The sequence below is a fragment of the Mesorhizobium sp. M0106 genome (assembly GCF_040322715.1).
In the GTDB taxonomy this organism is placed as follows: domain Bacteria; phylum Pseudomonadota; class Alphaproteobacteria; order Rhizobiales; family Rhizobiaceae; genus Mesorhizobium.
This window is the reverse complement of sequence record NZ_JAMYUA010000070.1, coordinates 1-19,757: the sequence shown is the minus strand read 5'-3', so window position 1 is coordinate 19,757 and position 19,757 is coordinate 1. Positions and strand designations below refer to the sequence as shown.

At 61.0% G+C, this 19,757-nt stretch carries 15 protein-coding genes and 3 pseudogenes; 11 read left to right on the top strand and 7 right to left on the bottom strand.

The genetic code is table 11. The annotated features are described in order from the left end of the window. Nucleotides 1-444 precede the first annotated feature (444 nt). From NKJ55_RS33335 to NKJ55_RS33310, 6 genes are all read left to right on the top strand, one after another. On the top strand, nucleotides 445-768 hold the full coding sequence (locus NKJ55_RS33335; RefSeq protein ID WP_023672372.1) for a DUF736 domain-containing protein: 324 nt from the start codon (nucleotides 445-447) through the stop codon (nucleotides 766-768). Between the two features lie 151 nt (nucleotides 769-919). Beyond that, a complete protein-coding gene (locus tag NKJ55_RS33330; protein ID WP_352453595.1) occupies nucleotides 920-1,189 on the top strand; it encodes a helix-turn-helix transcriptional regulator in 270 nt (89 codons plus the stop codon). Continuing rightward, entirely contained in the window at nucleotides 1,186-1,734 is a 549-nt protein-coding gene (lepB, locus tag NKJ55_RS33325) for a signal peptidase I (RefSeq protein ID WP_352453594.1), read from the top strand. Before NKJ55_RS33330 ends, lepB begins: the two co-directional genes overlap by 4 nt. Continuing rightward, nucleotides 1,722-2,408, top strand: a complete 687-nt coding sequence (locus tag NKJ55_RS33320; RefSeq protein ID WP_352453593.1) for a lytic transglycosylase domain-containing protein — start codon at nucleotides 1,722-1,724, stop codon at nucleotides 2,406-2,408. The genes lepB and NKJ55_RS33320 overlap by 13 nt, the downstream gene beginning before the upstream one ends. Nucleotides 2,409-2,593: 185 nt before the next feature. After that, nucleotides 2,594-4,564 (top strand): relaxase/mobilization nuclease RlxS, encoded by a 1,971-nt coding sequence (rlxS, locus tag NKJ55_RS33315; protein WP_352453592.1) that lies wholly within the window; start codon nucleotides 2,594-2,596, stop codon nucleotides 4,562-4,564. A 359-nt stretch (nucleotides 4,565-4,923) separates the two neighbouring features. Next, nucleotides 4,924-5,487: a CpaD family pilus assembly lipoprotein gene (locus NKJ55_RS33310; protein ID WP_352453591.1), complete on the top strand. Its 564-nt coding sequence runs from the start codon at nucleotides 4,924-4,926 to the stop codon at nucleotides 5,485-5,487. A 374-nt stretch (nucleotides 5,488-5,861) separates the two neighbouring features. Here NKJ55_RS33310 and NKJ55_RS33305 read toward each other — a convergent pair. Together NKJ55_RS33305 and NKJ55_RS33300 are read right to left on the bottom strand one after the other, a co-directional pair. Beyond that, a pseudogene (locus NKJ55_RS33305) lies at nucleotides 5,862-6,713 on the bottom strand (tyrosine-type recombinase/integrase). Between the two features lie 883 nt (nucleotides 6,714-7,596). Then, nucleotides 7,597-9,243, bottom strand: coding sequence for an MFS transporter (locus NKJ55_RS33300; protein WP_352453590.1), 1,647 nt, complete (start codon nucleotides 9,241-9,243; stop codon nucleotides 7,597-7,599). 442 nt (nucleotides 9,244-9,685) lie between these two features. Between NKJ55_RS33300 and NKJ55_RS33295 the strand changes: the two are divergent. Both NKJ55_RS33295 and NKJ55_RS33290 read left to right on the top strand, forming a co-directional pair. Further along, nucleotides 9,686-10,568: pseudogene (locus NKJ55_RS33295) on the top strand (class I tRNA ligase family protein); the annotation flags it as partial. Between the two features lie 89 nt (nucleotides 10,569-10,657). Then, a complete protein-coding gene (locus NKJ55_RS33290; protein WP_352453596.1) occupies nucleotides 10,658-11,053 on the top strand; it encodes an FMN-binding negative transcriptional regulator in 396 nt (131 codons plus the stop codon). Nucleotides 11,054-11,679: 626 nt separating this feature from the next. On the opposite strand, the gene NKJ55_RS33285 is transcribed toward NKJ55_RS33290, so the two are convergent. The 4 genes from NKJ55_RS33285 to NKJ55_RS33270 form a co-directional block, all read right to left on the bottom strand. Further along, entirely contained in the window at nucleotides 11,680-12,114 is a 435-nt protein-coding gene (locus NKJ55_RS33285; RefSeq protein WP_352453589.1) for a hypothetical protein, read from the bottom strand. Nucleotides 12,115-12,303: 189 nt separating this feature from the next. After that, a complete protein-coding gene (locus NKJ55_RS33280) occupies nucleotides 12,304-12,813 on the bottom strand; it encodes a GNAT family N-acetyltransferase (RefSeq protein WP_352453588.1) in 510 nt (169 codons plus the stop codon). Then, a complete protein-coding gene (locus NKJ55_RS33275) occupies nucleotides 12,814-13,098 on the bottom strand; it encodes a type II toxin-antitoxin system TacA family antitoxin (RefSeq protein WP_352453587.1) in 285 nt (94 codons plus the stop codon). A 538-nt stretch (nucleotides 13,099-13,636) separates the two neighbouring features. Beyond that, nucleotides 13,637-14,821, bottom strand: a complete 1,185-nt coding sequence (locus tag NKJ55_RS33270; RefSeq protein WP_352453586.1) for a glycosyltransferase family 9 protein — start codon at nucleotides 14,819-14,821, stop codon at nucleotides 13,637-13,639. 306 nt (nucleotides 14,822-15,127) lie between these two features. Here NKJ55_RS33270 and NKJ55_RS33265 point away from each other — a divergent pair, with 306 nt between their 5' ends. Continuing rightward, nucleotides 15,128-15,304 carry a hypothetical protein gene (locus NKJ55_RS33265; protein WP_352453585.1) on the top strand — a complete coding sequence of 59 codons (177 nt, stop codon included), beginning with the start codon at nucleotides 15,128-15,130 and terminating at the stop codon, nucleotides 15,302-15,304. An 85-nt stretch (nucleotides 15,305-15,389) separates the two neighbouring features. Here the strand turns inward: NKJ55_RS33265 and NKJ55_RS33260 are convergent, their stop codons facing one another. Further along, on the bottom strand, nucleotides 15,390-17,456 hold the full coding sequence (locus NKJ55_RS33260; RefSeq protein WP_352453584.1) for a carbamoyltransferase family protein: 2,067 nt from the start codon (nucleotides 17,454-17,456) through the stop codon (nucleotides 15,390-15,392). 1,013 nt (nucleotides 17,457-18,469) lie between these two features. On the opposite strand from NKJ55_RS33260, the pseudogene nadE reads away from it, so the two are divergent. Beyond that, nucleotides 18,470-18,801 (top strand): annotated as a pseudogene (gene nadE / locus NKJ55_RS33255) (NAD(+) synthase); the annotation flags it as partial. Nucleotides 18,802-19,204: 403 nt separating this feature from the next. After that, on the top strand, nucleotides 19,205-19,757 hold a 553-nt coding region (locus NKJ55_RS33250; RefSeq protein WP_352453583.1), incomplete at its 3' end, for a PAS domain-containing protein.

Genomic DNA, 19,757 nt, shown 5'->3' with positions numbered 1-19,757 from the left:
GCGGCCGCGCCAGTTGTGTATAACAGACCCCAAGCCGGACCCCCTGAGACCATGGGCCGCCTGCGCCCCGCGGGGTGCCCGCCGCCCCGCTAACCCGGGGGGGTGGGGGGCGCCCACGCCGACGTCACAGCTACTGCCACGCCATTTTTGCAGAACTTGACGCACACAACTTCGCGCCACCTGTCTCCATGGTGTCTCAGGACCATTCCCCTGCGGCTGGCTTGACGACCTATGGGCGGATCCGGCCCGCCCGAAACCCTCGCCAGCAGCTTTTTTCCCCGCCGCCTGCGGCGGCTTCCTCGCGCCGCTTCACTTCAAAAAAGCTGCCCGCTCGAGTCCTCCGCTATCGCTGCGGCCGTCCCGGTTCCGGCGGTCCGGACGCGCCCATCACGGTCCGCCATCGCAGGGGAATGGTCCCCGGCGAGCACCAAAAGGAGACTGAAAATGACCGCGATCGGATACGTTACCAAACAGGAAAACGGCGGCTACAAGGGCCAGCTCAAGACGCTTAGCGTCCGCGCCGACATCGACATCGTGCCCAATCAGGCAAAGAGCGCCGACACCCATCCCGACTTCCGGGTGCTGACGCAAGGGGTCGAAGTAGGGGCCGGCTGGATCCGCACCGGCGAGACCTCCGGCAAGGACTATGTGAGCCTGTCGATTGCCGCCCCGGAGTTCGGTCCGCGCAAGCTCTACGCCAATCTCGGCCGCGCCGCCGGCCAGGATGACGACGACACATACGCCATCATCTGGAACCCGGTCGACTGAACCGCCAGCCTCGAGCCCCGCGCCGCAACCGGCGCGGGGCTCTTCTCAAGAAGGGGCGGCGAAAACTCGCCCCCCACTCTTCGCCCGTCCCCGAAACGATCTCGCTCGCCGATCCTCGCCTTCGCTTGTCCGTAGCGAAACGAGGATCATCATGGACGACGAAAACGAACGCGCGGCCCGCGCCAAGAAGGGCAGTCCGTTTCTCAACACCGCGCAGGCCGCCTTCTATATCGGGCTGTCCCAGCGCACGCTGGAGAAGATGCGGCTCAAAGGCGGCGGCCCGCAATTTCGCAAGCACGGCCGCTATGTCCGCTATCACATCGACGAGCTCGACGACTGGTCGAAGGGACGCGCGCAGGAGACCAGGCCCGAGGATGGCGGGCACAATTCCGGCTCGGCCGGTGAGGGAGGCCGCTCATGAGCCGGCGTCCCACTATCCGTCTGATCGGCAGCCATCTGCGGCGCATTCGGGCGCGCAAGACGATCGCCGTGGCCACAATAGGCCTCGGCCTGATCGGCTTCGCCGCTTTCGACAACCCATCGCCCTGGCTGGTCTGGAATGCCTCGGCCAGTGCGCCGGTCGGCCTCTATCGCCTCGCGTCCGGATCGCCGGCTCGTGGCGATCTGGTGCTCGTCCGCCCGCCAAAACCGGTCGCCGATCTCGCCGCCGAACGCTTCTATCTGCCCAGCAATGTGCCGCTGGTCAAGCGCCTTGCCGCGCTGCCTGGCGAGCATGTCTGCGCCTTCGGCGACGCCATCATCATCGGCGGCGAGATTGTCGCGCGCCGGCTGGCAACCGACACGCAGCACCGTCCGCTGCCTTGGTGGAATGCCTGCCGCAAGCTCGCCGCCGACGAGTTTTTCCTGCTCGGCAACGATAGAAATCACTCCTTCGACAGCCGCTATTTCGGGCCGGTGCCGGCCGAAAATATTGCCGGGAGGCTCGTGCCGCTATGGACCGAGTAACCCTCCTGATGCTCGGCATGGTCGCGATAGCGCCATGCGCCTGTTCCGCCGCGACCGACGCTCAGCCGGCCGCCATCTCCCGTGGTCCGCAGCTGGCAAGATGGCAGCACTACGTAGCTGAGGCAAGCCGGCGTTTCAGCATTCCACAGCCCTGGATTTATGCCGTCATGGATGCCGAAAGCCGGGGGCAGACAAAGCTGAATGGACGGCCGATCGCCTCACACGCCGGCGCCGTCGGCCTCATGCAGGTGATGCCCGGCACCTACGAGGAGTTGCGCGCAGAGCTTGGCCTGGGAGCCGATCCGCACGACCCTCGCGACAACATTCTGGCAGGCACTGCCTATCTGCGCGCCATGTATGACCGCTTCGGCTTTCCCGGCCTGTTTGCCGCCTATAACGCCGGGCCGGACCGCTACGAACAGCATTTGCAGCGTCGGCGACCGCTGCCCAGCGAGACGGTTTTGTATCTGGAAGAGCTCAAGGCGGCGGGGATCTCGGCCGCCGACATGGACGCGTTCACCGGCAAATCCCGTTCCGGAAAAGCGCCGGAAATCCCGTCCGGGCAGTCGCTGTTTTTCCTGCGAAACGGTGTTTCCGCGACAGATCCGAATGGCCAAATCGTGGTGCCGCTCGGATCGGAGCGAGCAAGGTCAGGCCGGCCGGATCGCAGGTGAGGGCAGGGGTACCGTGGGTCAGGCCGGGCAGGGAGGCAGGTCCGCGGAAGGCAAGATAAAGGCATCGCCTCCTCGAGGCGGCGAAGTCTTTGTCTGCACATCGTTTTCCACGGAGGCTGCCTTCAGCGTCAGGAGAGCTGCTGCCGACAAACCTCTGATATTGCTTAAGATTACTAGGAGGCTCAATGCAGGATGAAGAGTTCAAGCCGAGCCTGGGCAAAATCGGATCGCGCGGCTCGAAGGCAGGCAAGCGTTTCGCCGGCCAGATCCGCGCCGCGATCAACCGAGCCGGCGGCGGCAGCGGTCGCCGTGGCCGCTTCATCGGAAGCCGGGCGGGGCGCGGCGGGGCTGCTGCCGCCGTTCTCAGAGCGCGCGACCCCCACGCGGCGTTTCGGCAGCGGCGCGCCGTCGTCAAGGCGCGTATCGTCAAGCTGGCCGGCAAGGGTGTTGACGGGGCACGTGCACACCTTCGCTACCTCCAGCGCGACGGCGTCACCCGCGAAGGCGAGCCTGGCGAGCTCTATAGCGCCGACAGCGACCGCGTTGATGGCAAGGCCTTCATCGATCGTGCCGATGGCGACCGGCATCAGTTCCGCTTCATCGTCGCCCCTGAAGACGGCATCGAGTATGATGACTTGAAGCCGCTCACGCGGCGCCTCATGGCGCAGATGGAAGAAGACCTCGGCACTAGGCTCGACTGGGTGGCCGTCGATCATTTCAACACTGGTCATCCGCATACCCATATTATCGTCCGCGGCAAGGACGACCGCGACGAAAACCTCGTCATCGCGCGGGACTACATCTCGTCTGGAATCCGTGAACGGGCGGCGGAGCTGGTCAGCCTCGACCTTGGCCCGAGAACGGACCGCGAGATCGAGCAACGCCTGCGCCAGGAAATGGAGCGGGAACGCTTCACCAACATCGATCGGCAGCTGCTCCGCATGCGCGACCATGAGGGGCATGTCTCACCGGCCAGCCGAGACACGTTTCGCCAGACGCTGCACCAGGGCCGCCTGCGCAAGCTCGAGCGGATGGGTCTGGCTGAGGAAGTCGGCTCGGGCCGCTGGCGCCTTGGTGGCGAGCTTGAAGCGACGCTGCGCCGCATCGGCGAGCGGGGCGACATCATCAAGACCATGCACCGCGAACTGACCGGCAAGGGGCTCGCCCGCAGTGCCGCCGACTATGTTGTCCATGATCGATCTGCAGAGCAGATGCAGCCTGTCGTCGGCCGCATCATTGCGCGCGGCCTGGCCGACGAAATCACTGACCGCCATTACCTCGTCGTCGACGGCGTGGACGGCAAAAGCCACTATGTTGATATCGGCAAAGGCGAGGCCACCCAACCGACGCCAGAGGGCTGCATAGTGCGGGTCACGCCGAGGGACACCGGGCCAAGGCAAGTCGACCGCACAATTGCCGAGATCGCCACGGCCCATGACGGGCGCTACAGCATCGATATCCATCTCAAGCATGACCCGTCGGCCACCGAACGCTTTGCCGAAACGCACGCGCGGCGACTGGAGGCGATCCGCCGGGCGACCGGTCGTGTCGAGCGCGAGCCGGACGGCACCTGGATCGTCGCACCGGATCATCTCGACCGTGTGTCTGACTACGAGCGTCAGCGGGCCGGGGCCGAGCCTGTCACGGTTGACAAGCTCTCATCGACGCCGCTGGAACAACAAGTCAGCTTCGACGGCGCCACCTGGCTCGATCGAGAGCTGGTTTCCGACATACCGGAGGCCTTGCACAGCTCTGGTTTCGGCCGCGATGTCCGAGAGGCGCAAGGCCGCCGACGGCAGTGGCTGATTGCGCAAGGTCTTGCTCGGGAAGAGCAGGACCGGATCGTCTATCGCGCCAACATGCTTTCGATGCTGCGCCAACGCGAGTTGAACCGCGTGGCCGGCCAGTTGTCGAACGAACTCGGTCTGCCCTATTCTGAAGCCCAGAGTGGAGATCGAATAGAAGGCACGCTCCGCCGCTCCGTCGAGCTCGCCGGCGGAAAATACGCTGTCATCGAGAAATCGCGCGAGTTCACGCTGGTGCCATGGCGGCCGGTGCTTGAGCATCATATCGGCAAGGAGGTTTCCGGCGTCGTGCGTGCAGAGGGGATTTCATGGACCATCGGCCGGCAGAGAAGCGGACCAAGCATTTCGTGACATGGCTACACAACTTCTTTTGCCCGCGTTGAAACAGGTACTCAGTCCGGACGGAGTTCGCCTGCTAATTGCCCGCGGCATTGATCTCGCGAGGGATAAATGGCTGGTCGTGCAAGACTTATCGTTCGCTCTACAAAATGCGCCGCGATGATTCATCGTGTTCCATGATTCTGAGCCAAAACCCTCCTGCGCCACCACGGCACTCTTCCCGGTGCCTGATGGTCAAGCGCGGCAGGGGTAACTGCATTGTCCCGGCCGACAGGTTTCCGTTGCGGGTCATCCGCTGAAGATCGCACGCCGCGAACTACGCGCCAGCCGCCAAGGGCGGTCTCGGCTTTATCATTGAATAGGGGGGCCGAATGACGTTGCGGATCATAGGTCTCCTGATCGCTCTGACGGCGAGTGTAAGTGGCTGCACAAGCACCGCACCGAGTGTCGAGCCATTGACACCGATCCTTGTCCGGCAGGAGACCACCGTCCTAACGTTAGAGAGCCTTCGCGCTTCCGAACGGCAACGTTTGCGTGTGTTCCTTGAGAGAGCCAGTCGCGGTCGGCGGGATGCGCTCCATCTCCTTATCAGCGGGTCGCCCCGTCTCAGCGCAGAGACGGTCCATCAGGCTAAGGAGATGGGCATCGACGCTTACAAGATCCACTTATTCGACCAACAGGACGGCCGCGCAGCGCGAATAGAGGCGATTGTCTTCCATGCCCATCCTCCTGTCTGTCCGTCGCTTTCCAGTCCTTTACTCAACGAAAAGTCCTTCGACCAAACGCTTGGCTGTTGGACACGCCATAACTTGGCGGTGATGGTCAACGATCCGCACGATTTGCTCGACAATAGGGCTGTCAAGCCAAGCAATGGTGATCGTGCGGCCATACCAGCTGCCACATACAGGACATTCGCGACGGGCAAAGATGGCTGATGTCAGGTCCTTTCGTTTTCGTGGATCACGGCACCTACTCCAGCACGCAACATTGCGGATCCATCGGATTTGGCGCACGATCGTCGCCTTGTCGAGGTCATTCACCTTCGGCGACCCAGATGGGTAACAGGCTGCCCTCACCACACTACGGCGCTTTTGAGTGGGCGCTGCGCTCGCGACTTTCTTGGTGGGGCAGCGGTCACTCTCACGCTGACGGTGTGAACGGAGTTGGCCGGGGATGTCCCGGTCATTGTTGAAAATCTGAAGGGAGCGGCGTTTGCCCGCTTCGAGCCTGTAGGCTCGGGGTTCGATTCCACTGAGGAGGGCAACACCATGAACATAAATAACACATTTAAGCACTTGGGCGGGACCGATCAGCCGGGCGGCACGACTTCGATGTTCAGTCGGTCGAGCGGGCTTGTCGTGCGCCGGATGAGGCCGTTCGAGACCTTGGTATAGCGCGCCGTCGAGGACAAATTGTTGTGGCCGAGCAGCACCTGAATAATGCGAATGTCGGTGCCGTTCTCCAGCAAATGCGTTGCGAAGCTGTGCCTGAGCGTGTGGACCGTCACACGCTTATCTATGCCGGCGGCCGCACGCGCCGAGCGGCAGGCCGAGTACAGCACCTGCACGTCAATGGGGCGAATTGCATCCCGGCCCGGAAACAGCCAGCCCTGCGGCTTCGCCAGCCGCCAGTAGACCCGCAGGATGCGCAGAAGCTGCGCCGACAGCATCACCGTGCGGTCCTTGCTGCCCTTGCCGTGCTCGACCCGGATCACGCCGCGTCCGCTGTCGATGTCGCCGACCTTCAGTCCGACAGTCTCCGAAGCGCGAAGGCCCGCGGCATAGGCCGTCGTCAGGGCGGTGCGCGTCTTCAGGCTCGGCGAGAAAGCGGACAACGTCGTCAGCGCTGAGAACCACCGGCAGCGTGCGTGGCGCGCGGGCATAGGCGATCCGTTCAGGGATCTCGGCATGACGCAACGTCACGCCGTAAAAGAACCGCAGCGCGCACACCGTCTGGTTCAGCGCTGGCCACGAGATTCCGGTAGAGACCAGATGCACCTGGAAGGCGCGAACGTCCTCCAGGCCGAGCCGGTCCAGCGAGCGGTCGAATATCGCGAAAACTTGGCCACCGCGTGCACGTAGGATCGCTGGGTGGCCGGCGACAGATTGCGGATCGTCATGTCCTCGATCATGCGTCGGCGAAGAGGGCTCAACTCGGCCATCTCAAACTCCTGTTCTCAAGATTGCGCTTCAACAGCCGCAATCCTTCAAAACAGAAGCGTCATCCGCAAACCCACGCACCAAATGACGCGTCAGCGGCTTCGTTCAATCCCTTTATGGGTCCGGATCCTAGCAGGTTGTGACCATTGCTGTGGCAATGCAGCAGTCCTGGATGGCTGCATCAAATAAGTTCCAAGATGCCCCGGGCGCGCTTCCACCGGACCACCTGGACGCTGCAGTTAAATGCACAAATCCACGCGCGTGCTGAAGCATCGTGAAAAATTCATGGATTATGACCCGATCCAATTTCGGTCGATCAATCAGCGCCCTTCGCCGGGGCTGTCGGTCCGCATCGCGCCTGACAGCGGCGCTATGCTGGCGCTCCCATGGCCGCCCTGTTGAACCGCTTTCTCCAGCACCGAACTGAATTGGTCCCGCTGGCGGACATTTCGATGCTTCCGCCTTGTAGGCCTTCTTTGTTGCGGCCGCCTCTGCGGCACGGCTGCGCCGACGTGAACGTGCTTGGCGGCACGTTTTGTCAGGGAGGGGAAAGAGGCGCGCGGCCCTCTCCCAGCAAGCCGCCGCTGGCGGATTCCTCCGTCTGCCCGCTGCGCTCCCTGCAGACCGGGGAGACCCTTCCGCCCCCCTTGCTCCCGCTGCTCGCCGCGATGCAGGGGGACAGGCGACCTGAACCCGTGCCCAAGCCGATCTGATGGCCGCAGAGGCGGTGGGGCTGGACATGGGCCCGTGGTGGACATACGTGCCACACAAATCCTCATGCTCGCCTAACCGGCTGCAACGTATGGCAATCCGGGCAGACCCGACGAAAGAAGGAGTAGGTCTCGGCCATTCCCGTGTCCGAACCCAGAAAAGTTACTGGTTTCCTTACGGGCGCGATACAAAGGGCACAGGCTGGACTTGGCTGCCGGGGGCGGGGCTTGTCGACCGCTCAATCGAAAGTGAGAGACGAGGAGGAGAATCACCGACCTGCAGAGCGGCAAGGCGCTCGCCTACTTCCCTGTCAGTCACCGTTAGCCGATGGTTTAGACGAAGATAGTCCGTCCATGTCGGCGTGCGGAATGTCTCGGTCCAAAGAGTCGAGTTCTGAAGATCGCGCTGGAGGGTCCAGTCCCGCGCACCGGCACGGCTCTGAACGCGCCGCCTTTCGCGCATGCAGCTCAGAAATTCCTCGATATTCTCCTCGGGTATCGAGTACTCCACCTTGATCACGATCGGGCCGCTCCTGGGCTTCAAATCGAGGGCCAGTTCTGGTGGCCTGAAGTCGAAGGCCCCTTGATCCGATTCCTCCCATAGGCGGACCGGCAATAGCTTTCCCACAGCTGCAACCAGCAACAGCGCCGCTGCAGCACCTTCCAAAGCCCACGTCAGGGAATAGTTCTGCGCGACAGCACCCCAGATCCAGCTGCCCGCTGCCATGCCGCCGTAGGTCAGGGCGTAATAGATCGACAGGGTGCGACCAACGACCCACCTTGGGCTTGCCAACTGCACACACACGTCGGTTCCGGTCCAGGTGACAACCCAGCCTGCGCCAGCGATTGCAAGCGCGATCGCTGCTACAGCCACCGATGATGTGAGAGCCAGTAAAAGGCAACACGTTGCGCAAGCAACGGACGCGAACGTGATCAATCGATTTTGGGACGTGATGCGTCGCAAGTAGCTATTGCCAATGCCCGCGATGAAGGCGCCTGTGCCGAAGCCGGCCAACAGGACGCCGTAAACAATTGGCCCCCCCGCCAGTTGGTCGCGAACCAGGAGGGGGAGCAGAGCAAGGATCGAGATGCTTGACAGCCCGAACAGGGTTGCACGCACGATCGCCACTCTGATCTCCGAGGAGATTGCCGTGAAGCGCATGCCATCATGAATGGCCGTCGTCATCCGCTCGCGCGGAAGAGGCGAAGAGCGAACTTGCCACTTGGAGCGCAGTACAGCGCTCAACGGGACCAGGTCGGTCAGCGCAGCGAAGGCGAAAGCCGTAAGGGGGCCCAGCAAAGCCAAAATTACACCGCCAAGCGCCGGTCCTATGCTTCGAACCACGTTGTAGCCCACCGACATCAGCGTCACTGCAGCGGGTATGTCGCGCTTTTCCAGGATGTCGCCGACCGAGGCGTGCCAGGCTGGATCATTCAAGGCAAAGCCGCATCCCGCCAAGAAACTCAGTCCCAAGATCAGCCATGGACTGACAAAGCCCAGTCCAACAGAGAGAGCCAGCGCCGTGGATGCCAGTGCGATCAGGCAATGTCCGGCAAGCATCACGCCGCGGCGGCTGAAGCTGTCTGCAATCGCTCCAGCAAGGATCGACAAGAAGAAGGCGGGCAGTGTCGATGCAGCCTGCACGAGCGCAACCATCAGATCGGAGGCTGAAATCGTTGCCATAAGCCAGCTTATAGCCACGCTCTGCACCAGCCAGCCAAGGCTGGATATCTGCGTGGCTGTCCAGATCGAACGAAAGACCGGATTCTGAAGAGGGATCAGTGTGTTTGCCGCAAAGGGCGGGGAATCTTGACGCTGCATGACTTCTCACCTCCACCACGTAGTTCTTTCGCTCACTCACTTGCTGACAGCGGTGCGCTTACGCACAGCTGCGTCACAACCAAGTTCCGATATCGCGCTCGCAACAAAGTAGATGTCGCATCCACGGTGCTGATGCGCGATGAGTGTGCCAGTTGGGCGTCAGCTGGTCTGGGTCGCGCAGCCCGATGGGGTGCGGTCTGCCCTGCGACTCTTGGCCTTGGACGGTGCTACCGCCCCGATGGCCGGGTTGTCAAACTGCCACGGTGCTAGCAGCGCCCATCCCATCCTGACAGGCATGAGCGTACGACGCAGCGCATCGCTGGTATCGGAGGCGGGTGCAAGATCAAGGGTGGCATCGTCTTGACAAGTACGAGCTGGTGGACGCCTTCGCCCGACCTATCACATCGGCGATTTATGGGGCCGCCGTTCAACTCGTTGGTCTATGCACAAAAAACATAATACGCTTCAAAAGACGTTTCGTGTCGGCGCAGGCGCCGAGGAGGGCGCGGAAGCCTTCACCATCGTCATCCCGCCACCGAACGTCACTGGCTCGCTGCACATGGGCCATGCGCTCAACAACACGCTGCAGGACATTCTGGTGCGCTTCGAGCGCATGCGCGGCAAGAACGTGCTGTGGCAGCCCGGCATGGATCACGCCGGCATCGCCACGCAGATGGTGGTCGAGCGCCAGCTTATGGAGAAGCAGATCCACCGCCGTGACCTGACGCGCGACGAGTTCATTGAGAAAGTCTGGGAGTGGAAAGCCGAATCCGGCGGCGCGATCTTCAACCAGTTGAAGCGGCTGGGGCCTCGGCCGACTGGAGCCGAGAACGTTTCACCATGGACGAGGGCCTGTCCAGGGCGGTGCTCGAAGTGTTCGTCACGCTCTACAAGGAAAGGCCTGATCTACAAGGACAAGCGCTTGTCAACTGGGACCCGAAGCTCTTGACCGCGAGTCCGACCTTGAGGTCGAACAGCAGGAGGTCAACGGCAATCTCTGGCATTTCCGCTACCCCGTCGAGGGCGAGGTTTTGGATCCGGAAAATCCTAAAACCTTCATCACCGTGGCGACGACCCGCCCGGAGACGATGCTGGGCGATATGGCGGTCGGCGGTGCATCCCGACGACGAGCGTTTCCGGCATCTTGTCGGCAAGAACCTCATCCTCTGCCGATCGTCGGCCGCAGGATCGCGGTGGTGGCGGACGAGTATTCTGATCCGGAGAAAGGCAGCCGCGCGGTCAAGATCACGCCGGCGCACGACTTCAACGAATTTGAGGTCGGCAGGCGCCATAAGTTGCCGGCGATCAATATTCTCACCATAGAGGGGCGGTCACCCTCACGGACAATGACGACTGTCTCGCCGGGCTGGAGGTGGCGCCGTAGCGCCATGCGGTCCGGGACGAGCTCGACGGTCTGACGCTTACATCTCGCCGAACTGGTCCAAGCAAGCATGAATTCCATAACCAGGCGCCGACGTGGAACTATCTCGTCGTCCACGCCCACGGACGCATCACTGTCCGGGATGATGAGCGCTATGTGCGCCGTAACGTGGCGAAGCTCACTCACATGCATGAAGCCTCGCAGCCTGCCCCGTGGAAGATGGGCGACGCGCCGAAGGACTTCATTGACACGATGGTGAAGGCGATCGTCGCCCTGGAAATCGAGATCACCAGCCTGGTTGGTAAATCAAAACTCAGCCAGAACAAAGAGGTGCGCGACATTCAGAACGCTGGTGAAATGCTGAATGCCCGAGGCGTCAATGGGATGGGAGAAGCGATGCTCGCGGTTGCGGCGGCCAAATCCCAATAGCAACTATCTTGTCCCGACAAGCCGCTGGTGCTGGATTTCCAACGGGTGACCTTGAGAGACAAATGCTTCGGCTCGCCGGAAACGCGACCAGCATCTGACCACCCGCTATGCGGCAGATGGACAAGAACTCAGGCCGCCATCGCCAGCCACATCCGCAATGCCGCCGGATCGATGGAAGCTGCTTACCCCGCCAGTCTCTCCGGTCATGCCGCCTGCGTCGTTAATACCTTGAACAGCAGCCTGGCGGTTAAACCGCCTTGCGTGTTCGGTATGGCGGCACAGCGGTTTGGAGATCGGCGAACGCCACGCCCCACGGTAGCGATGCCTCGCATGACCAAGCAGCGGCATATGCGGCAGGCTTGCACCCGCTTCAGATGCGAGACGGGTCAAGACAATCATCCTGCACAACGCCACGCGGCGGTGAGCCGGTTTCGAAAAGGGCCGGCCCCGGCCGTTCATACAAGTGGAGTTGGGGGCGCGGGGCCGGATCAAGTCTATCGCGTTGGACCCGCCGGGACCGCGCGTACATCATCCCGGCAACGCCAGGCGCTCGCCTCGCGTCATGCGGGCTTCGGCTTGGCGCGCCGAATGTCTGGACCGGCATCGCGGAGCAATGGCGCACCAGTCTACGACATGGTGCGTAGTCGCCATGCTGCCCCTGGCCAGATCGTAGATGACCTCGGCTTGTTCGCCATGGCGAGCCGAAGCACGTTGACGGCCGTGCCGGGTGATGCGCCGTCCCAGACTATCATCCCAAAATCGGCGCGCGCCATCTCCCGGTCTTTGGCGGCGTAGATCCAGTATCCTCTAGCACCTTCAGGAGACGGGACCCGGTAGGCAGCCCAGTCGCCCAGACCATTGGGGGGTTCCTTGGCCGCATGGAAGACCCCGACATGTTTGTAGCCGTAGCCCGCGAGCAGGCCCTGCGCCTCGGCATCGGCTCCAGACGCGTCGCCAATCAGCACGCCGTGCACGGCAACAACGATTGGGCGGATCCGAGCGATGGCAGGTTCCGTCAGCTCAAATATCTCGCGTGAACCCCCTATGAATATCATCGACATCATGACTTTCCCTTCTCTCCAGGGCTCCCTCGCTCTGACCGCCGTCTCCCTCTGGCCCTGCGTGAGGGGTCACCCGAACGCCGAGACGGCGAAGCCGGCTCGGGGAGCGGCGGGACGCCGCAACTAGAGCCCGTCGGCGGCAGGCCGGCGCGCAGACCTGCCGCTTCCGGAGGCGCTACGCGCGCGGAGCTAGTGGCCTTTGTCGGCCAGCCAGAGGCTCACGTCCTGGATCGAGCGCATGAGCACCGACGGATTGTCCCGCGCGGGAATGAAGCCCCAGCTCTGCCAGTAGCGCTCTGCCTCGGCGTCGATCGCCCGCACCACCACCGCGCGGCCGCCGACGATGTCGGCGCCGGCGACGCAGCGATACAGCGCGTCCTTGACCAAGCCGCTACCGACGCCTTGTCCGGCATAGCGGTGGTCGACGGCGAGTTGTCCGATCAGCAGGCAGGGGATCGGATCGGGCGGGCGTCCGGTGCGGATGGCGCGCGGTGCGCTATTTGGCTGGATCACGCCCGGCGCGAGGCCGTAATACCCGACGACTGTTCCCTCGTCGTGAACGACCAGGACGCGGGTAAACCCGCGGGCCTGGTTCGTTCGCGCGAAGCCGGCCAGCCAAGCATTGAGCGCCGGCTTGCCGCAATCGAAGCTGTCGAGGCGGTGTGCGTGGTCGAGGAGTTCGATGCCTGAAAGCGCCACCTAGCGGTCCCAGGGCGGGGACCGACGCAGCCGCTCGGCCGCCTTCGCCGGGGGCGCAGCGGCCGGGGCTGAGATCGCCTGCATGAAGGCGTCATAGGCTTCCGGGGACACGCGGATGACGGTTTCGTTGAGGATGGCCGCCTGCGCCTCGTGCAGCGCGGCGCGCCGCATGAACTCCGTGCGCGACAGGCCGAGCAGCTCCGCGCCGCGGTCGATGATGGTGAGATCATCGTCGCGAAACCGCATCGAGACGGGTGCTTCCTTCCTGGTGGGTGTGGTGGCCATGGCGCGCTCCTGTGCTGCGGACGTATATACGTTAGTGTAACGCGGAACGCAATACTACGTTCCCTGGCGACGTCTCGTGGCGGATGGTCTCAGGATTTCTCGCCGCATCGGTTCTTCTCGGCTTCTCGCCCCAGTCGCCATTGCCGCAACCCAGAGCAAGGTGGCTTTGGTCAGCTCCGGCGGATCAATTACGGCTTAGAAAGCGCATTTGTTTTTGGCGGCCGGATGAGCGGGTCCAGAAGCGAAGTCGCTGCCATGACTGTCGCCGGACGAGCCCCGGCTATCCCGAAGCTGATGAACATCTGACGCGATGGCGACTTTCGGGCCGTCACGCCACAAAGGAGGAACGGCTATGAAGGCTGGGCGGCGGCACTTTCATTCTCAGGCGCCGCTCTATGCCACCTGTCGGCCAATGTGACATCGCCACTGCGGTCCTTCGAACAAGTCGATTCGATTCTGAATTTCGGCCTTTAGATGATTGTAGCGATTGAATCAGCGACAAGGGCTGGGCAATCGCGGTTGTGGTGACCGCGAGCCACTAAGCTTGTGCCGTACCCTTACAATGATTCATCAAGGCGTTTACCTCGGCAATCACGAGATCCGGCGTGATGTCGAACTTGCATCGGACTTTGACCGGACAATGCCGCACTTGGTCCAGACCACATCCGCGACATTCAATAACACTCATAAGCATGCTGACCAAGGGACCTCGAAACCCCCAAATCTCCGGTAGATGTGACGCCGTGAAAATGCCGATAGTAGGGCGGCCAAGCTGGGCAGCGACATGGCCGGTGCCTGAATTGTTCGAAACGACGAGGGCGGCCGAATTCACGAGACAATTGAATTCCAATTCTGACAAGTCGACAGCCGTCCGAATGTTCGCGGCCCCACGTTCCCTAGCTATCTTCGCAACCTCCTCAAGCGCTTCCAGGCATTCGCCACGGCCAACGAGGACCACCTCACCACGGGTCGAAAGAGCAGCGACAACTTTGCCAAAACTTTCAATCGGCCAATCTCGCAGGCTGGAATTGGAGAACGGAGCCACGACAATCGGGGCATTGCCTGTAGTCGAATTCTGTGGGTGACCCGCTCCGCTTTCGAAATAGGCAGCTGCCTTTGCGACCAGAAAGAGGAGGATTTCTGACACATGCTGGAGACGCACCTGCTTACGGTCAATGAACCAATCAAGCCATCTACGGGGGATTTTGTTAGCAAGCCCTATTTTTTGGACCAGCTTGTAGAAAATGGTTCTGCGCAGTTTCAGATTGAATGGCGCTATCGCAATATCGATCTGATGCATGCTGTACGGATCAACTATCGCCGCACGGTGCCTGGCGGGAACTTCAAGCAAGATCGGCCTTGTTTCTTCCGGAACACGCATATCAATGGCAAGATCAAACTCGCCGGTCAGCAGCGGCCTTATGTCCGCGGCTTCTTTGCGCGTTTTGACTTTTGGGTTGCGAGGAAAAAAGTCAAAAGCAACGTGATCGTCGGCGAGGTCGAACTGTTTTGCAGTAGCGATGTTCCAGCTTCCCACCACCAGCGTAATGTGGGCATGCGCAAAACGCTGACGAAGGTCCTTTAGAGGCCCTAGAGACATCCAAAAGTCGCCGACATGATCAAGCTTGAGGACCAAAATTCTCATCCTTGCGCTTGACTGTTCCGGCTCTTCCCAGCTGCGGTATATAATTTGATTGCCGTCGTGCTTTGTAAAATATGCCATTGCCATTCCGAAGATTATACGGTCAACACTGATAGCCCGGTGACGCGTGCTCCCCACTTTGTCCGCGTCTCCGCAAGAATTCTGCCATCAGATCCAAGCCGCGCTCCAGCAGGAGCTGTTGGGCGAAGTCTGCATCTCTAGCGATGGTAGCGCGCCAAGAAAGCCAGCTATGTCCCGACCCGCAATGTGAGGGGCTTCGTCACGGTCTCGCATGCAGTGAGTTCGGCAACGCCGAGTAGACGGTGATCGCCAAGCCGCCGTCCCCAGATCTCGGAGCATAACGGCAGTGGCCTCGCTCTTTGGTCGATGCTGATCCTGAATGCGACCGTCGCCGCCGGCGACGACACCGCCGGCCGCATTGACCGTCTCGCGCACGCCCTGTCGCTGTGGTCCCGCATCACGGTCGCTAGCAAGGACCCGCAGCAGCCGCTTTTTTCTGCGCGTCCGGTCGTCCAAGGTGAAGTGGACGAATCAACCCTGTGATGAAGTCGACTGCCTGCCAGCCGTGAGGTGGCAGGCGGCATCGATGAACACCATTATTCGCCGAGCTTGGATAGCGGCACCTCTATCACGCTGAGAGCCTGTTATGCTGGTCCAGCGTTTGATCGCAGTCTTGATCCATGCGAGCAGCTTGTGAGGGATGCAATCGAACGAGGCGCTGCTCCCACAGCCGTCGCAGGCCCTCCATCAGAGCTTCACGCTTAGCCTGATCCGGCGCAATTGTATTGAGGAGATCTCCCAACACGGCTTCGCCCTCAATCCGCATCAGCAGATTAAACAAGTCGTGTGAAATTCGTACACTGTCACTGCTGAAGTGGGTCGTGCTGATCTCGCAGTGAGTCTCCCGACGATCTGGCGCTTTGTAAGCGCGGGTTTGATGGAGGGACACATAGGGCGGCAACGAAACCGCAAGCGCAGTCCAATCCTGCAGCGTTGCAGCCCGCTTTTTTACCAGGAAGGGCCCGACCACAAGTCCATCCAGCTCTGTCGTCAGAAAGGTGGCAATCGCGTCTGCAACCGAATCCACGATCGGTTCGGCATTGTTGTTAAAGGACGTATTGAGCAGAATTGGAGTGCCTGTGCGCTTCTTGAACGCATTGATGACCTCCCAGTACGCGGGATTGGCGTTGCGCGATACTGTTTGCAGGCGAGCGGTACCGTCGACGTGCGTGATGGCACCGAGCAAGGCGCGCTTTGAGTCACGCACGCGAACGACGAAATTCATGAATGGAAATTCGCGCTTGCCGTCCGGGAGGTCGAAAAATTCGCTCGCATCCTCCTCCAGCACAGATGGCGCGAAGGGCCGATAGCCTTCGCGCTTCTTGACCATCGCATTGATCCGGTCCTTGTTTGCGGCGGGCCGAGGGTCGGCAAGAATGCTGCGGTTGCCCAGCGCACGTGGCCCAAACTCCGAACGACCCTGCACCCAGCCGATCACGGCGCCGTTGGCGATCCAGTCGGCTGCACTGCTTGCCACGTCATCAGAGCGTTCAACCTCGAGATGTCCGGCCCATGCATTCAGTTCCTGTTGCACGGCGCGCTCGCTCCCGAGATCAGGACCCCAATAGACCTCCTGCAGTCGCTCACACGGCGCGGGGCGGCCCATCTGGTTAGAGACTATCAGCGCAGCTCCCAATGCGCAGCCAGCGTCGTGAGACGCGGGTTGCACGAAAATGTCTTCGAAAAGCCCTGAATACAGCAGCTTACCGTTCATCGTGCAGTTGTGGGCCACCCCCCCCGCCAGGCACAACCGCTTCATGCCGGTGGCCTCACGGTGATGCCGGAGAATGTGGAACACGATCCGCTCAAGCGCTTCCTGCAGTGACGCACTCACATCTCGATGCTGCTGGGTGAAGGGCATTCCCTTTCGCCTGACCTCGATATTGCGGAGCAACGCCGGACCGATGCGGTCGAGGTGAACACGGTAGCCACCGCCGTTGGCGGAGAGCTCGTAGAACTGCTCGAAGAGCTCGCGATAGGGAGCGGGGTCGCCGTAGGGCGCGAGTCCCATTACCTTATACTCGTCGAACAAGCCGTAGCCGAGATAGCGGATCGTCTCGAGATAAAACAGCCCAAGAGAATTGTTCTCGGGGAAAGCCTCGAGTTGCGTAATTTCTGTGCCAGACCCTACCGCCAAGAGGCCCGATAGGAAATCACCAGAGCCATCAATCGCTAGAATGAGACTTTGTTCGAAGCCCGACATTGCAAAGGCGCTCACGGCGTGCGCCTGATGATGACTTACGAATGAAATACGCGAACTGTCCAACTTAGTGCCGAACTCACGCGTTAACAGATCCTGCACCAACGTTTTAGCATCCAACGGAATGGAGAGAATGTCCGGGTGGGATGCGGACATACCTTCAAGCATGGCGTTGGCATAGGGCTCGCTGGCGTAGAGCGCGACACGATCAATGTCGTTGAGCTGAACCCCCGCCGCTGACAGACAGTATTGAATCGAACGAATTGGGAGCTTGTTGGAGTGTTTCATCCGATTGAGGCGTTCCTCTTCGACGGCTGCTATCACCCGTCCGTCTCGGACGAGCACCGCGGCGCCATCGTGCATAAAGGCGTTCCGAAGCTCGAATCGGTTTTCATGGACTTGGTCAAGTCCGCCGCTAATTCCTAGACACAGCATTTCTTTCTCCACATAGTGACGGGCAAGCCAAATTGGCCTGCCTCAGACCGTTTCCAACTAAATAGGCCGCGTTGTCGCTTGCAGCTGCAACCGCCTGTCAGGCATCACCGGCATCAAAGAACGCCTCATAAGGGTCCGCCTGAATCAACATGAGATGCTTCGATCGTGGCGCCTGCCGTTCCATGACGCCGAGAGCTTGGCTGGATCATCGAATCTTGAGCGGCTGCTGACTTGCATGCCGGCGATGCCGTTTTCATCTGCAGCACGAACTTGTGACGCGGGCTGCCTATATCCTTGCGAAGGGGCGGCTGTTGACGAATAATGCCGCGCCGTGAACTGGCCCGATTTCATTCCCCGAAAGACCGTCGCACAGGCGAGTGACATGTGCTGCACTGTCCGCCTGCTTCCCGGTCGCACATCCGATAACGCCTTCGCTTGTGCAGGAGGCCGCATCGCGTCATTCGTCGGCCAAACATGGCACCGACTGGAAGCCCGGCAATACCGCGTAGATGTAAAGTGCGCTGATGTTGTATGGTAGCGCTGCCGGCCGGGTCTCCAATCCGCTGCCCAAACGAGCGGACTGCCTGCGGCAAAAAGCCCGCCACAAGCAGAATCGCGCTGGGCAGCTGGCTCGCCTGCAAGACTTCGCAGCTCAGGAACATTGGGGACGACTAGCGTCGAACCGCCGGCATGATCGGCCAGTTGCAACTCACTTCTCGGCACGACCTCCACTGCACGTCAGGGCGCATGGAAGATTTTCTCCTTTGGATGGGTGACCGGTGCGGACGTGCTTTTGTCCATGCAAGATTTCCGAAGAGTTATGAAATCGTTTGTTTCGATCAAAGTCATCCACGCTATGAATAGCTGCCGGACATGCGCTTCAAAGGGGCTTCAGGCTTCCCGGATGGCTACTCCGATTCGAAGCGCGTGGCATTCCATGCGCTCTATGACAACAATTTTCAGCAAAGGGTATGAGAGCAAACCCACACTTCTTTTTCAGAAGTCGCTTCGAAGCAGCCGAGGCCTTGATGGGCTTCTTCACCAAGTTCGGCGATGGTGCCGCAGACATTCTTCCTCTTTCCGGGCTGACCAAGCGCAGAGTTCGCGCCTTGGCAGTGTATCTGGGCGCTCCGTCTGATCTTGTTGAAAAGATTCCGACCGCCGACCTGGAGAACCTCGTCCCGGTCTCACATACGATGAGATTGACGACTTCCTCGAAGGCCAAGAGATCAACGAAGCGGCGCACAGGCGCATACTTCATGCGCATTCCAGCACAGCCCATAAGCGAGCGCTTCCCGTCACAACCATTGCCATGACGGGTTCGATATTTAGGCATCGGCAATAGCGTCTCAACATACACGATCGATGGGCTTGCCGCAGTTAGGCAGCTAGCGGCCTGAATTACCGCTGGAGCGAAGCGCTGCTCTTTCAGCCCGCATGCGGTCATGAGGTTGACAGTGTCGGCACGTATCGCCGAGGCCAGCACGCGAACTCATTCTCCCTGAATGCCTGCTCTATCGATCTTCCGCAGCGTACCCACTTGACCGGTCGCTTCGACATTCCAGGCACCTGGATTGTAGCCGATCCTTGCCGCTCTCCTTCGGCCGGTCGCAATGCTAGACGTGCGGCCGTTACGCGATGCAGAGCTTGTTGTCAGATGCGTGATGCGAAATGTGAGATGCAGCTCCAGTTTGGCGATGGCAGGCTCGCCGCATTGTTGATAATATCCGCACAAAACAGGCGCGCAAATGACATCGGATTCAGAGAAGGCTGAGGCGGTCGAGCAGTTGCTTGATACACCTGACCTTGCAACCGCACTGGAAAGCGAACAGTTCAAGAAATTCCTCGACCAGGTGCCGATCGCCATAGCCGTTTCGGACCTTGCCGGTGAAGAGCGCGTGGTCTACGCCAATCCGGAATTCGAGAAACTGTCAGGCCTGACAGCCGCCAGGCTCACCCAAGAAAACTGGGTGGCCCTTTTAGGCACGGGCCTCCATCAGCAAAAGGACAGGCCGCTAGCCGAGGCCGTGGTCGAGGGAACCGATTTGGTCGGCACCTTCAAGCTGGAGCGCGGAGAGGACAAACCCGCGATCGTCGACGTTTATTCGAACGTGATCGAAGACGACAACGGCAAGGTGTGCTTCCGACTGGTGGCCCTGGTCGACGTATCCGCCCATGGCGAGGCGGGAGATGAGCGCTCGGCGGAGGAGCGTGTTAGCGAGAAAGACACGCTGCTGCGCGAACTGCAGCACCGGGTGAAGAACAACCTGCAGATGATCACCGCGCTGATCCGGCTGGAAA